The sequence below is a fragment of the Sphingomonas abietis genome, from assembly GCF_027625475.1.
In the GTDB taxonomy this organism is placed as follows: Bacteria; Pseudomonadota; Alphaproteobacteria; order Sphingomonadales; family Sphingomonadaceae; genus Solisphingomonas; species Solisphingomonas abietis.
Map to the genome: position 1 here is coordinate 3,909,601 of NZ_CP115174.1, position 13,453 is coordinate 3,923,053.

The window sequence follows — 13,453 nt, forward strand, 5'->3', positions numbered from 1 at the left end:
GTGCATCGCGCCCGGCCGACCGGCGATGATCTTCCCCCGCCCCCGCCCCGGTTAGGCTCGATGGTCGTTCAGGCCAGGACAAAAAAAGGGAGCCGGCCGAAGCCGACTCCCCTCTTTTCCGAAATCCCCGAAGGGATCCCGCATCGAGAACCTTACTGGCCCGAACCCGGACCGAAGGTGATCTCCACGCGGCGGTTCTGCGGCTCGCGCACACCGTCTGCGGTCTGCACCAGGAGGTGCGTCTCGCCGAAGGCCTGGGTGGTGAGTGCCGCATCCGGCACGCCCTTGCCTGCGAGGTAGGACTTCACGGAGTCCGCACGACGCTGCGAAAGACCCATGTTGTACTTCGGCGTACCCGAGGTGTCGGTGTAGCCCGCGAGCATCACCGAAGCCGAACCGGTCTGCGCATAGGCAGCGGCGGCGTTGTCGAGGATCGACGCGGCTTCCGGCGTGATATCCGACTTGTTCCAGTCGAAGAACACGATGAACGGACCCGGGTTGACCGGCGGCGGCGGCGGCGGCGGGGGAGGCGGCGGCGGCGGGGGAGGCGGCGGCGGCGGCGGCGGCGGCGGCGGCGGTGCAGCCGGTTCGCCGAAGTTGAAGATCAGGCTGCCCAGGATGCTGTGCGACCGGAACTTGCCGTCGTAATTCGCTGCCGAACCGCTGTCCGGATCGAGACCGACCATCTTGATGTTGCGAACGTTGAAGAAACGATACTTGATACCAACGTCGATCCGATCGGTGATCGGAGCGCGAACGCCGGCGATCGCCTGCCACGCGAAGCGGGTATCGCTGTCGTCGAGGAATGCCGCATCGTTGGCGCCACCGCGCCAATCGCTGGCCTTCACGCGAGCGACACCGGCACCACCGCCGACGTAACCGCTGATGCCCTTTTCGTCACCGAAGTCGAGCAGTGCGTTGACCATGAAGCTGAGAGCGCTGGTGTTACCCAGATACTTGCCGTTGGCGCTCTGGGTGTTCGTCGTGAAGTTATCCACTTCCGAACGCTTGTAACCAGCTTCACCTTCGATCCGGATCGGACCGAAATCATAACCGACGATGCCATCGACATCGTAGCCATAATGCTGGTTAACCTTGACGCTGTTGGCATCGCTCAGCTTGTAGGTCGAATCCTCGACGAGCATCGCGCCGCCTTCAACGCCTACGTACCACGCCTTATCCTTCGCATGGGCGGCCGCACCGGCCAATGCGGTGGAGGCAAGCGCCATAACTACGGCGAGCTTCCGCATAATAATCCCCTTTCAATCAATTCCCGTCTGGGAACGGATAAAAGCCTAACCAAAGCGGAATATCCGCGCAAGCGCGCATATTCCCACACTGTTGCCAGATTGCCACAAACCCGCGGTTGCTTGTTGTGTTTCCTCCCCGGCAAGCGGCTGCTCAACACGCCACCGGGCAATCGGTTTCGCCGTGCTGCAAAAAAACTTCAATCCGCGATCAGGCCGTGGCTGCGAAGGGCCGCGAGCACGGCGGATATCGCATCGCGCGCCGCGCTGTCCGCCACCGTTCCGCCGGCCGGATCGGGGATCGCCGACTGTTGCCTTCCGACCACTTGCACGCCGGCCACGGTCAGCCGGCCGGCGGCGATGTCGCCGATCCGCCATGCGGTGCCATCAAAGCATGCAAGGAGGCGATCGGCAACCGACCAGATCGCCATGCCGTCGCGCGGCGCCACGAAGCGCCAGCCGCCTTCCGTCCATCCGGCGAGCGCCTGTGGCTGCCCGGCCCACGCGCCGCTCGGCGCGGCGCCGACGATCCAGCATTGCCCGACGATCGGCGCGGGCGGCGGATCGTTCAGCGCCACCGCCTCCACCGTCGGCTGGAGCAGCAGGTCGGCACGGGCGAGCGCCTCGTTGTGGAACAATTCCTTCTGCGCCTGCCCGGCGGCGAGCAACGGCAGGGCAAAGCGGGCGGTGGCGTCGGACATGTCGGGCTCCCGGTCAGGCGGTGAAGATGGCGGGCGGCAGCGACGCGGCGGTCGTGCCGATCTGGGCGATCGCCACCGACACCGGCCCGTCGCCGCCGATCGCCGCGAGGGTGGCGGCCTCGATGGTCAGCGCCGGCATGGTCGCGACGAGGGTCTGGGGCTGGCCATCGGCCCGGCTCGCGACCAGCTGGTAGCGTTCGCTTTCCTCGGCAAGCGGCGCGTCGATCGCGTCCAGCCAGTCCCAGCCCAGCCGGCTCCGGCGGGTCCAGCCGACATCGAGCGCGCCGTCCGCCCTCGCCGTCACCGACAGGCCGATCGGCGCCGGCGGGCGCAGCGCGCGGGCCTGGAACATGATCGTCGCTTCGGCCGCGGCCGGGTCTCCCGCGCCGGTGGCCGCAACGCGGATGCTGCGCCCGATCGCCGAGACCGGGAGGGGCCAGCCGAGCAGGCTGTCGGCATCGATCAGCACGAAGCGATCGCCGATTGCATGGCCCACCGTCGCCCATTCGCTGCCCCGGCGCCCCCGCAGCAGGCCGCCGAGCCGGAAGATCCGGGGGGCGACCTGCTCGGCGGTCGCGAACTGGACCAGCTCGTCGCCGATCAGCGCGAGGTTGGCGGTCGCGGATCCGGCGGTGGCGTCGCTCCCGGCCAGCGCCATGCCGTCGTTCAGCAGCAGGATATCGACGCTGTTCACGCCGTCGCGCAGCCGCGTGCTACCGGGGCCGAGCACCGTCGCGGCCTGGCCGATGATCGCCGGCCGCGCGGTCTGCCCGATCGGCTGCCAGCTGGCGCCGTCATCGAGGCTGAGGCTCAGCGCCGCCCGGCGCCAGCCCGCCGACACCCCGGCGGCGGCGATCAGCAGCGTGGGAGCAGCCGCCAGATCGTCACCCAGCGACGGCAGGTCGAGCAGTGCGAGGCTGGTCGGCCCGAGCGGCACGTCCGCCTGCGGCAGCCCCGACCCGGCGCTGGCCGGCGGCAGGACGCCGCCGCCCCCGGCGAGCCGCTGGGCGGTGAGGGTCAGCCGCATCGCCTCGAAGCGGCGCTCGGTGATCCGCCAGCGCCCGCTGTGCCCCGGCAGCGTGACCAGCGCACCCGCCGCCAGATCGAGATGCCGCCACGGCACGGCGATCTGCGCGATCGTCCGCCCCGCCCATTCGCGCGCCAGCCGCGCCTCGACGATCCCCCGCGCGGTCGCCGCGTCGATCATCGCCGGCAGCGCGATCGTGCCGGCCCGTCGCGCCGAGACGTCGCGGCGCGCGCTCTGCGATCCCAGCTGATAATCGAGCGCCGGATCATAATAGCTGATCGTCAGCGCCGCGTTGAGCGTGCCGGCCGCCTGGCGCTCGATGGCGATCCGCGCCGGCGCATCCTGGCCGGCGACGGCGGTGCCCAGCGCGTCGGCGTCGACCGGACGGCGCGCGCCACCTGCCGGCTCGATTGGGCGAGCGATCGCGGTTCGGTGCCGGCCGGCGCGTTGATGCTGATCGCGACGCGCACGTCGCGCGACGGCGCGGCGGCAGCGCCGGCGGCGATGCTGCCGGCGGCGGCCGGCACGAACCATTCCGGCCCGCGCTCGCCGACCAGGTAGGGCCGCCCCGGCGACACCGGGCCGCCGGTCGCACGGCCGGGCGCACCGAGCAGCGAGGAGAGCAACCCGCTGCCCAGCGACAGCAGACCGCCACCGCTCCCACCCGATCCGCCGCCGCCACCGAACAGCGCGGCGAGGCCGCCCTTCACCGCCTGCGCGGCGATCCCGGACAGCACCGCCAGCGCGGTCTTCTCCAGATCGGCGAAGCCGAGCTTGCCGGAACGCACCGCGCGGGCGAGCCCGTTCTCGATCAGTGTCGCGGCCTGATCGGCACCGGTGCCGAGCGCGGTCTGGAGCGATGCCTGCATCGCCGCCGTATCCTGCGCGAAGGCCTGGGTGTCGGCGCGGACGCCGATCATCAGCGTCTCGATTGTCTCATCCATCGGGGAATTGCTCCTTGAGCGCGGCGATGGTCGCGGCGGCGGGCGGCGGCGCGATCTCGGCCACCGGGCCGGCCAGCGCGGTCAGCACCGTTTCGAGTTCGGCCGGGGTGGCGCGCCAGAAGTCGTCGGGCCGCCAGCCGGCCAGCGCCCCCGCAATGCCGGCGAGGCGGACGGCGCGCCCCGAAAATGTCTCCACTCCGTCCGGGACGAACGGGGGCGCCGCCCGCCGCATCACAGGCCCTTGACGATCTGGCCGAGCAGAGTGCGGAGCACCGGGGTCAGCACCGCGATACCGGCGTCGACCACCTGCTCGCCGAAGCCCTCGCTGGTCAGCGTATCGGGCCGGCCGACGAGGCAGTGGAAGACCAGCGTGATCGTGTCGGCGAGGGTCAGCTTGCCCGCCGCCGCCTGCTCGACCAGCGCGAACAGCGGGCCGACCTGCTGCTCGGCGGCGACCAGCGCCTGGAAGCTGGGGCGGACGGTCAACACCTGCCCGCCGAGGGTCAGCGCAGTTTCGCCCCGCGCCGGATTGGGGACCACACCGGGCGCCAGGTTCGCCGCCGGATCGGCCGCGCCGCTCACAGCGACACCACCTGGCCGGAGGATTCCAGCGCCAGCGTATAGGCGCGCTCGCCGTTGAAATCGCCGGAATAATCGAGCTTGGTGAGGAGGAAGCGGCCCTGCATCGTCTCGCCGCTGGCGAAGCTCAGCCGGTAATCGTCGAGGGTGCCGGCCAGCGCATTGGCCTTCAGCCGCGCCTCCGCCGCCGATCCGGTGAACACGCCGCTGCCCGCCACCGAGACGCTGCGCGTGCCGGCGCCGGACAGCAGCTCGCGCCAGCCGCCGCTATCCTTGTTGGTAATCGCCACCTGTTCGCCGGCGATCGAGAGCATGGTGGTGCGCAAGCCGGCCACCGTCGCATAGACCGGCGTGGCGCTGCCGTCGCCGACCTTGAGCAGGAAGCCGAGCATCTGGCGCTTCTCGTCGTCGGAAAGGAAATCGGCATCGGCGACCTGCGCCCACAGCGCCTGGCGGTCGATCGCCAGCGCCGGGATCCTGTCGAGGTCGATCGCGAGGCCGAGCGCCGGCCACCACGCCGCCAGCCCGGTACGCAGCGCGTCGACGATCTTGCCGGCCAGCGGCAATATGGTCAGCCGCCACAGCGCGCGATTGGCCTCCGCATAATTGGCATAGCTGTTGTCGCCGGGCAGGCCGAGCAGCATCGACGGCACCCCGAAGGCGAGCGCGATCTCGCGCGCGGCGGCGGCCTTCAGGTTGATGAAGTCCATGTCGGCAGGCGTCAGGCTCAGCGCCTGCCATTTGAGCCCGCCTTCCAGCAGCATCGGCCGCCCGGCATTGCCCGCGCCTGCAAAGCTCGCCTCCATCTCGGCCTTCACCCGATCGAACTGCTCGCGCGAGAGCGTCGCGCCCGGCTCGCCCGGATCGTAGACGAGCGCGCCCGAAGGCCGCGCCGCATTGTCGAGCAGCGCCTTGTTCCAGCGCGTCGCGGCGTTGTGGATCGCCACCGGCCCGGAGGCGGCGCCGAGCGAGCCCAGGCCATAATGGTCGTCGAGCGGATGGGGCGCGCGGATATGGACCAGCCCCGGCCGCCCGTCCGCGCCGATCGCCGGCAGCCGCATCGCCTGGCCGGCGGCGCGATAGAGATAGGCGACCGGCCAGCCGCTCGCATCGGCCTCGACGGTGACGCGCTCGGGCCGCAGCGGATACAGCATCGCCGGCACGCCATCGGCATCGGCCATGATCTGGACGAAGGCATTGCCATGGAGCAGCAGCTGGGTGGCGATCGTCTCGATCAGCGCGCCCGTCACCAGCGCGCCTATCACCAGCGCGGATGCCGGATGCCCGTCCGGGGTCGCATCGACGGTGATGCTGCCCGCCCCCTCGGCGACGATGCGGACGGCGCGCTGCGCCACCGCATTGCCGAGATAGGCGGCACGCAGCTGCGCCTCATAGCCGCTCGGCCATTCGCCGCCGGATACGCCGGGCGTGGCGAAGGCGCGCGTCAGCGTCGGCCGCGCCGCCGGGCGGGCCGCCTTCCAGGAAAACAAGCGCATGAGGATCTCCTGTTAAATCCTCCCCAAGCTCGCTTGGGGAGGATGTCATTGTCACAGCATCCGCAGCCCCGGCCGGCCGCCGCCCGCGAGCAGCAACGCGGTCAGCGCCCAGACCGCCGCGTCGGCGCGATCGGGCGAGCGGCCGGGGCCGACATAGCGACCGTCGACGGTCAGCCCGGCCAGCTCGTCCTCGAGCGCCGGGAAGGCGCCGGCATGATGGACCCGGCCGCGCTCGTTAGAGCACCGCCACCGGCTCGGCGCGCGCCACCTTGCCGCGCGATGCATGGACCAGGCGTACCGGCAGCCCGGCATCGGCGGCGCGCAGCACGCTCTCCACCATCGCGCCGCCATTATTGGCCTCGGCGATCACCCGATCCGCGCCATGCCGGGCCGCCGCCGCCGCGACCGCGCCGGCCCAGCCCTCGGGCGAAAGCCCCTGCACGCTGGCATCCTCGATGACATGGCCATGCCCATTGGCATCGAGCCCGGCGACGACGATCCCGCAGGCATCCGATGCCGCCCCGGCCCCGGCCGGCGGATCGACCCCGATGACGATACGGACCAGGTCCGGCGCCGCCCGCACCCGGCAACGCTCGAGCAGGTCGCGCGACCACAGGGCGCCTTCCGCCTCCTCGATCAATTCGCCGTCCAGCTCCTGCCGGCCAAGCCGGGTGCCGGCGTAGGTCTCTTCCATCGCGGCGAGGAAATCGCCGGCGAGATAGGCCTTGTTGTCGATCGTCCGGCCGCGCGTGATCGTCACGCCGGGGCGGGCGACCAGCGCGCGGACCAGCGGCACCGGGCGCGGCGTCGTCGTCGCCAGCACGCGGGGATGATCGCCGAGCCGCATCGCCATCGCCAGATTGTCCCACGCCGCCACCCCGAACGGCCATTTCGCGATCTCGTCGCACCAGCCATGGCTGAACTGCGGCCCGCGCAGCGACTCGGGCTCGGCGGCCGAATGGAGCGTCGCCACCGCACCCGACGCCCAGCGCAGCCGGCGCAGCGACGGCTCCCACAGCGGGCGCTGGTCCGGCGGGGCGATCGCGAGCAGCCCGCTCTCCCCCTCCACCATCACCGCCCGCGCCTCCGCCATCGTCGCGCCGACCAGCGCGATCCGCGCCTTGCCGTCCGTCTCGGCGATGCCGCGCACCCATTCCGCGCCGGCCCGCGTCTTGCCGAAGCCGCGCCCCGCCATCATCAGCCACAGCCGCCAGTCGCCCGGCGGCGGCAGCTGCCCGTCCCGCGCCCAGAAGGGCCAGTCCGCGCACAGCTCTTCGGCCTCCCCTTCGCCGACCTTCCGCAAGATCTTTTCGCGATCGCGCTCGGGCATCGCGGCGAGCGCCTGCGCGGTCAGCCGCTCAGCCGTCATGACCGAGCTTCCGACTGACCTCGGCGATCCGGCGCGCCAGTCGTTCGCGGGCGCTCTCGCCATTCGCCGCCGGCCCCAGCACGGTGGCGCGGTGGGCGTTGTAGAGCAGCATCTGGGTGCGCTCGGGAAACTCCACCGTATCCTTCTTCGTCCCGTCCTTCATCGTGATGGTGACGGGGATGCCGTTGATCGCGCGATCGAGCATCGCCTCCTCCAGCCGGCCATAGCCCTCGCGCAGGGCGACATCCCAGGCCCGCGCGAAATCGGGCGAGGCGCGGCGCTGGCGATAGGCGGTGCCGGGCGTCAGCTTCGCCACCCGCTCGGACGCCGCCACGTTGCTGCTCAGCGCGAGATGTTCGAGGAAAGCCTGTTCGCGCACCTTGCTCCAGCGCGCCGACAGCCTGCGCGATTTGCGGATCGCCGCCATTCCACCCCCTCCAGACATGCGAAGGGCCGGCACGGTGTCGCCACCGCCCGGCCCTTGAAGCGTCGATCGCCCGACGCAATTTCTCAGCTTCCCCTTATGTGCCAGATGAGCGTCACGATGTCAAGGATAAAGTGCGTATATGGTTACTTTCCATTCCTTCCCAAGCTTGCTTGGGGAGGAATGACCTTACTCCGCGCCTTCCAGCGCCTGGCTGGCTTCCATCCACTCGATCTCGATCGCGCCCTGCAACTTCTCGACGTCGCCGCGGCGCTTCATCAGCTGGCCCATCGTCATCAGCTTGAGCGCGGGGGTCGGCTTGCCGGCCAGCGCCTCGTCGATCTCGGCCATGATCTTGGCGAGCCGGGCAATCTCGGCCTCGGCCTCCTTCACCTTCTTGCGGATGCCGGCGGTCGCCTCGCGGCGCTCGGCCGCCGCCTTGCGATCCTCCTTGCGGGTGCCGCTGCCCTCCGCCTTGGCCTCGCCGCTGCCGCCCGACGTGATCATCTTGGCATAATCGTCGATGGTGCCGTCATATTCGGTGACGGCACCATCGGCGACCAGCAGCAGCCGATCGGCGACCATCTCCAGCATGTGGCGGTCATGGCTGACCACCACCACCGCGCCGCTATATTCGGCCAGCGCCTGGACCAGCGCCTCGCGGGTGTCGACGTCGAGATGGTTGGTCGGCTCGTCGAGGATCAGCAAATGCGGCGCGTCATGCGTCACCAGCGCCAGCGCCAGGCGCGCGCGCTCGCCGCCCGACAGCTTGCCGGTCTTGGTCACCGCCTTGTCGCCCGAGAAGCCGAAGCGGCCGAGCTGGTTGCGCACCGCGCCCGGCGTCGCGCCCTTCATCATCCGGCCCATATGGTCGACCGGGGTATCGTCCGGGTCGAGCTCCTCGACCTGATATTGGGTGAAATAGCCGACCGACATCTTGGAGGCGGTGTTCATCGCGCCGTCCATCGTCGCCAGCTCGCCGGCGATCAGCTTGGCCAGCGTCGACTTGCCGTTGCCGTTGCGGCCGAGCAGCGCCACCCGGTCGTCGGGATCGATCCGCAGCCCGACATTCTTGAGGATCGGCTTGCCCGCCTCATAGCCGACCGAGGCGCGATCGAGCGTCATCAGCGGCGGCCGCAGCCCTTCCGGGTTGGGGAACTGGAAGCTGAGCGAGGGATCGTCCGCCACCGCCGCGATCGGCTGCATCCGGGCGAGCGCCTTGACCCGGCTCTGCGCCTGCTTGGCCTTGGACGCCTTGGCCTTCCAGCGATCGACGAAGGCCTGCAACTTCTCGCGCTGGACGAGCTGCTTCTCGCGCGCGGACGCCTGCTGCGCCTGCCGCTCGGCGCGCTGGCGCTCGAAGGCATCGTAGCCGCCGACATAGAGGATGGTCTGGCCGCGATCGAGATGGAGGATGTGATCGGCCACATTGTTGAGCAGATCGCGCTCATGGCTGATCAGCAGGATGGTGCCGCGATAGGCGCGCAGGAAGCTTTCCAGCCACATCACCGCTTCGAGATCGAGATGGTTCGACGGCTCGTCGAGCAGCAGGATCTCGGGGTTGGTGAACAGCAGCGAGGCCAGCGCCACGCGCATCCGCCAGCCGCCCGAAAAGCTCTCCATCGGCCGCGCCTGCGCCGCATCGTCGAAGCCGAGGCCCTTGAGGATCGAGCCAGCGCGCGCCGGCGCGGTATAGGCGTCGATCTGGTCGAGCCGCTCGTAGATGTGGCCGAGCCGATCGGGGTCGGTCGCGGTCTCCGCCTCGCTCATCAGCGCGGCGCGTTCGAGATCGGCCTCCAGCACCGTATCGAAGGCGGAGGTCGGCCCGCCCGGCGCATCCTGCCGCAGATAGCCGAACTTGGCGCCGCGCGGCATGTCGACCGATCCGGTGTCGGCCTCCAGCATCCCGGCGATCGCCTTCATCAGCGTCGACTTGCCGGCGCCGTTGCGGCCGATGAAGCCGACGCGCGCGCCCGGCGGGATCGACGCGCTGGCGCCCTCGATGATGGCGCGTCCGCCGAGGCGAACGGTGATGTCCTTGTAGGAAAGCATGGGCCGCCGTTAGCAGGGTTGGTGCGACGCACAAAGGGGCCTGCAAGGGATGCTGGCCAGGAACGCTACGCGACCGGCAGGCGCATCCTTGCAAAACCACGGGAGCGCGCCATTCTGCCTCTATCAACAGGAGGCGTGCATGACGATCGTGATGCTGCTGGCGATGCCCATGCTGATCGGCGCGATATTCCCGGATACGCCGTTCGGAACATGGTGTCGCGAGGCGACGACGGCGAAAATCATACGCCTGCTCGGCCGGATCGAGCGGAAGCATATCATCATGCTGCTGATCGGCCTGATCGCCCTGCAGGCCTTCGCCGCTGCCATGCCACTGGACATGGCGCTGATCGGGATGGTGGATGCGGCGACCTACATCGATGCCCTGCTCGTGATCGGGACGATGGCGACGCTCAGGCGAACCAGCCTGATCTGGGCTTCGATGCGACACCGCCTGCCCCTGATGCAGGGCCGCAACCGTCGTGCGCCGCAGAGGCGACAGCGCAACCGCAGGGATCGCCGGACCAAACCCTCCAACATCGCGGCGAATGACGACGCCGACGATCATGGACAGATGTTGGCAGCCTGAACGGCGGGGCGGAACGCGCATCGCGCATCCCACCCCGCCTGCCACGATCAGAGGTTGGCGCCGCCGCTGACCTCGATCGAGCGGCCGTCGATCCAGCGCGAGCGATCGGAGGCGAGGAACACCACCGGATCGGCGATGTCGTCCGGCTGGCCGATGCGCTGGAGCGCCTGGAGGCCCTTGATGAACGCGCGCCCCTCCTCGCTGCCGAGGAAGACCTGCGCCATGTCGGTGTCGATCGCGCCCGGCGCGATCGCGTTGACCCGGATGCCGCGCGGCCCGAGCTCCTTGGCGAGATTGCGGGTCAGCACCTCGACCGCGCCCTTGGTCGCCGAATAGATCGCGCTGCCGTCGAACGCGGCCCGCGCGACGACCGAGGACAGCAGGATCACGCTGCTGCCTTCGCCGAGGATGGGCAACAGCTGCTGGACGAGGAAGAAGGGCGCGCGGACGTTGACCGCGAAATGGCGATCGAACGACTCGATCGTCTGCTCCGCGATCGGCGCCATCTCGGCGATGCCGGCATTGTTGACCAGCACGTCCAGTCGCTCGATGCCCAGCGCGCGGACGGCTTCGGCGAGGCGGTGGGCACCGTCGGGCGCGGCGAGGTCGGCGCCGATCGCCTCGGCCTGCCCGCCCTTGGCGCGGATATCCCCGACGACGGCGTCGGCTGCGTCACGGCTGGCGCTGTAATGGACGATGACGCGCGCCCCCTCCTCGGCGAGGCGGAGGGCGGTGGCACGCCCGAGCCCGCGCGAGGCGCCGGTCACGAGGGCGATACGGTTCGACAGTTCGGGCATGGCGTGTCTCCAGAAGAGGAGACCCGGAGATAGACCGTCCGCCGCGGCGCCCAACCAACGCTTTCTATACCGTTCGTTATAAAAACTTCGACGCCGGGAAAAACGTCCGAAGGGTCGACTCACACCCGGCGCAAACGCCTAGTGCGGCAGGAAGCTCTGCGCGTGATCGAGCACCATGTTGCAGACCTTGCCCTTCACCTTGTCCTTGACGCCATCGAGCGAGAAGGCGCCGTTCTGGGTGACGATCTGCCCGTCCTGCCCGGCGGCATAACCCTTCGAGCCGGTGACGCCCTTCTGCCCGGTCAGCCGCCCGAGCACGGAAGCGGCATCGCCGCCGCCGAGCAGCTTGCGCTTCACGCAATAGCCGAGCAGCCCGGCCGCATTGCCCGCGCCGATCGAGGACACGCCGCCCGACAGCAGGCCGGCGCCCCCGCCCAAGCCCGACAATCCGCCCAACGAGCCGCCCAACGAGCCGCCCAGCGCGCCGCCGCCCAGCGAACCCAGGCCGGACAGCTGCGCCGAGGCCGGCGCCCCGACACAGAGGCTGAAGGCGATAGCGAGGATCGGCAGGCGATGGGTCATGGTCTTTCTCCCTCCAAGGCGCGACGCCTTCCTCTCTGTGCTAAAGCGATTTTCAGGCCAGCGAAATCATCCGCCGGCCTGAAATCATGCCCGGACAACTTATGTCGCACCGCCGCGCCGATCGCCTTACCGGAACGGCGGTTCGTCAAAGCTCCGGAGCTTGCGCGAATGCAGCTTGCCACCCTCGGCCCGCAGCAGCTCGATCGTCTCCAGCCCGATCCGCAGATGCTGCGAGATCGCCCGCTCGTAGAAGCGGTTGGCCTGCCCCGGCAGCTTGATCTCGCCGTGGATCGGCTTGTCGGAGACGCACAGCAAGGTGCCGTAGGGCACGCGGAAGCGATAGCCCTGCGCGGCGATGGTGGCCGACTCCATGTCGATCGCGACGGCCCGGCTCTGGTTGAAGCGCAGCGCCGACAGCGTGTAGCGCAGCTCCCAGTTGCGATCGTCGGTGGTGACCACGGTGCCGGTGCGCAGCCGCTGCTTCAGCTCCTCGCCGCTCTCCCCCGATACCCGCTCGGCGGCGTGGAACAGCGCCTGCTGCACCTCGGCGATCGGCGGGATCGGGATCTCCACCGGCAGCACGTCGTCCAGCACATGATCATCACGCAGATAGGCGTGGGCGAGCACATAGTCGCCGATCGTCTGGCTCGGCCGCAGCCCCCCGCAATGGCCAATCATCAGCCAGGCCTCGGGCCGCAGCACCGCCAGATGATCGCAGATCGTCTTGGCGTTGGACGGGCCGACGCCGATGTTGACCAAGGTCACCCCCGCCCCGTTCGGGCCGATCAGATGATAGGCCGGCATCTGCACCTTGCGCCACGGCGCATCGGCGATGGCGCGCTCGGCATCCGGCGTCTCGCGCGTCACCAGCACCTGCCCCGCAACCGACAGCGCCTCATAGGGGCTGTCCGGCTTGCGCAGCTCGGCGAGCGCCCAGGCGACGAACTCGTCGACATAGCGGATATAGTTGGTGAACAGGATGTAGGGCCGAAAATCCTCGGCCGGGGTGCCGCTATAATGTTTGAGCCGGGCCAGCGAGAAATCGACGCGCGGCCCCTCGAACAGCGACAGCGGGCGAGTCGGATCCTGCTCGAAGGCGAACAGCCCGTCCGCCACTTCGTCGCCGATGTCGGGCAGCCGCACGCTCGGGAAATGCCGTGCCAGATCGGTCGCCAGCGCACCGTCGAGCGACAGCTCGTCCGATCCGTCCAGCACATAGGGATAGGGGATTTCCTGGTCCGACAGGCCGACCGAGACGCGGACCTTATAGTCGCGCACCAGCAGGGTCAGCTGATCCTCCAGATAGCGGCGGAACATGCGCGGCCGCGTGATCGAGGTGGCGTAGCTGCCGGACTGGTTGAGCCGGGCGAAGGCGCGGGTGAAGCGCGGGATCGGGCCGTCCGCCTCATAATCGACGCGCAGTTCGGGATAGGCGAAGCGGCCCTGCCCGCGAGCCGCGGCATCGGGGGGCGTGCCCTGCCGCAGATAGGCGGCGATCGCGCCGCGCAGATTGCTGACCGAAGCCTCGTGGCGCTCGATCAGCGCGTCGAGGATGGCGGGAATGTCTTCGATACGGCTGTGCATATGGGGAAGGTCTCCTTCTCTTTTATTGTTGGCGGATGCTTCGCACCTCGCAGGCGGGATACCCA

General features: G+C 69.6%; 13 protein-coding genes and 2 pseudogenes. 1 reads left to right on the forward strand and 14 read right to left on the reverse strand.

Going from position 1 to position 13,453, the window contains the following annotated elements; genetic code table 11:
* Positions 1-152: 152 nt before the first annotated feature.
* From PBT88_RS18295 to PBT88_RS18345, 11 genes and pseudogenes are all read right to left on the reverse strand, one after another.
* Positions 153-1,250, reverse strand: coding sequence for an OmpA family protein (locus tag PBT88_RS18295; RefSeq protein WP_270076732.1), 1,098 nt, complete (start codon positions 1,248-1,250; stop codon positions 153-155).
* A gap of 197 nt (positions 1,251-1,447) precedes the next feature.
* Positions 1,448-1,948, reverse strand: a complete 501-nt coding sequence (locus PBT88_RS18300; protein WP_270076733.1) for a DUF2793 domain-containing protein — start codon at positions 1,946-1,948, stop codon at positions 1,448-1,450.
* Positions 1,949-1,961: 13 nt separating this feature from the next.
* Positions 1,962-3,341: a phage tail protein gene (locus PBT88_RS18305; protein ID WP_270079314.1), complete on the reverse strand. Its 1,380-nt coding sequence runs from the start codon at positions 3,339-3,341 to the stop codon at positions 1,962-1,964.
* On the reverse strand, positions 3,257-3,919 hold the full coding sequence (locus PBT88_RS18310) for a tail tape measure protein (RefSeq protein WP_270076734.1): 663 nt from the start codon (positions 3,917-3,919) through the stop codon (positions 3,257-3,259). Before PBT88_RS18310 ends, PBT88_RS18305 begins: the two co-directional genes overlap by 85 nt.
* On the reverse strand, positions 3,912-4,115 hold the full coding sequence (locus PBT88_RS18315; RefSeq protein ID WP_270076735.1) for a phage tail assembly chaperone: 204 nt from the start codon (positions 4,113-4,115) through the stop codon (positions 3,912-3,914). The genes PBT88_RS18310 and PBT88_RS18315 overlap by 8 nt, the downstream gene beginning before the upstream one ends.
* A 35-nt stretch (positions 4,116-4,150) precedes the next feature.
* The gene (locus PBT88_RS18320) at positions 4,151-4,501 is read right to left on the reverse strand and encodes a gene transfer agent family protein (RefSeq protein WP_270076736.1); all 351 of its coding nucleotides are present in this window, start codon (positions 4,499-4,501) and stop codon (positions 4,151-4,153) included.
* Complete coding sequence (locus tag PBT88_RS18325) at positions 4,498-4,890, reverse strand: phage tail protein (RefSeq protein ID WP_270079315.1); 393 nt, start codon at positions 4,888-4,890, stop codon at positions 4,498-4,500. The genes PBT88_RS18320 and PBT88_RS18325 overlap by 4 nt, the downstream gene beginning before the upstream one ends.
* Positions 4,891-5,994 (reverse strand): annotated as a pseudogene (locus PBT88_RS18330) (phage portal protein); the annotation flags it as partial.
* 51 nt (positions 5,995-6,045) lie between these two features.
* A pseudogene (locus PBT88_RS18335) lies at positions 6,046-7,324 on the reverse strand (DNA-packaging protein).
* A 28-nt stretch (positions 7,325-7,352) separates the two neighbouring features.
* Positions 7,353-7,790, reverse strand: a complete 438-nt coding sequence (locus PBT88_RS18340) for a hypothetical protein (RefSeq protein ID WP_270076737.1) — start codon at positions 7,788-7,790, stop codon at positions 7,353-7,355.
* A 186-nt stretch (positions 7,791-7,976) separates the two neighbouring features.
* Positions 7,977-9,839: an ABC-F family ATP-binding cassette domain-containing protein gene (locus PBT88_RS18345; protein ID WP_270076738.1), complete on the reverse strand. Its 1,863-nt coding sequence runs from the start codon at positions 9,837-9,839 to the stop codon at positions 7,977-7,979.
* Positions 9,840-9,978: 139 nt separating this feature from the next.
* On the opposite strand from PBT88_RS18345, the gene PBT88_RS18350 reads away from it, so the two are divergent.
* The gene (locus PBT88_RS18350) at positions 9,979-10,425 is read left to right on the forward strand and encodes a hypothetical protein (protein ID WP_270076739.1); all 447 of its coding nucleotides are present in this window, start codon (positions 9,979-9,981) and stop codon (positions 10,423-10,425) included.
* A 47-nt stretch (positions 10,426-10,472) separates the two neighbouring features.
* Here the strand turns inward: PBT88_RS18350 and PBT88_RS18355 are convergent, their stop codons facing one another.
* The 3 genes from PBT88_RS18355 to PBT88_RS18365 form a co-directional block, all read right to left on the reverse strand.
* Entirely contained in the window at positions 10,473-11,222 is a 750-nt protein-coding gene (locus tag PBT88_RS18355) for an SDR family NAD(P)-dependent oxidoreductase (RefSeq protein ID WP_270076740.1), read from the reverse strand.
* Between the two features lie 138 nt (positions 11,223-11,360).
* Complete coding sequence (locus PBT88_RS18360) at positions 11,361-11,804, reverse strand: DUF2501 domain-containing protein (RefSeq protein WP_270076741.1); 444 nt, start codon at positions 11,802-11,804, stop codon at positions 11,361-11,363.
* A gap of 126 nt (positions 11,805-11,930) precedes the next feature.
* Entirely contained in the window at positions 11,931-13,388 is a 1,458-nt protein-coding gene (locus tag PBT88_RS18365; RefSeq protein ID WP_270076742.1) for an AMP nucleosidase, read from the reverse strand.
* Positions 13,389-13,453 lie beyond the last annotated feature (65 nt).

Coding starts and splice junctions, on each gene's coding strand:
- PBT88_RS18300 (WP_270076733.1), bottom strand. CDS start 1,948: ATGTCCGACGCCACCGCCCGCTTTGCCCTGCCGTTGCTCGCCGCCGGG.
- PBT88_RS18295 (WP_270076732.1), bottom strand. CDS start 1,250: ATGCGGAAGCTCGCCGTAGTTATGGCGCTTGCCTCCACCGCATTGGCC.
- PBT88_RS18310 (WP_270076734.1), bottom strand. CDS start 3,919: ATGGATGAGACAATCGAGACGCTGATGATCGGCGTCCGCGCCGACACC.
- PBT88_RS18350 (WP_270076739.1), top strand. CDS start 9,979: ATGACGATCGTGATGCTGCTGGCGATGCCCATGCTGATCGGCGCGATA.
- PBT88_RS18365 (WP_270076742.1), bottom strand. CDS start 13,388: ATGCACAGCCGTATCGAAGACATTCCCGCCATCCTCGACGCGCTGATC.
- PBT88_RS18360 (WP_270076741.1), bottom strand. CDS start 11,804: ATGACCCATCGCCTGCCGATCCTCGCTATCGCCTTCAGCCTCTGTGTC.
- PBT88_RS18355 (WP_270076740.1), bottom strand. CDS start 11,222: ATGCCCGAACTGTCGAACCGTATCGCCCTCGTGACCGGCGCCTCGCGC.
- PBT88_RS18345 (WP_270076738.1), bottom strand. CDS start 9,839: ATGCTTTCCTACAAGGACATCACCGTTCGCCTCGGCGGACGCGCCATC.
- PBT88_RS18325 (WP_270079315.1), bottom strand. CDS start 4,890: ATGCTCGGCTTCCTGCTCAAGGTCGGCGACGGCAGCGCCACGCCGGTC.
- PBT88_RS18340 (WP_270076737.1), bottom strand. CDS start 7,790: ATGGCGGCGATCCGCAAATCGCGCAGGCTGTCGGCGCGCTGGAGCAAG.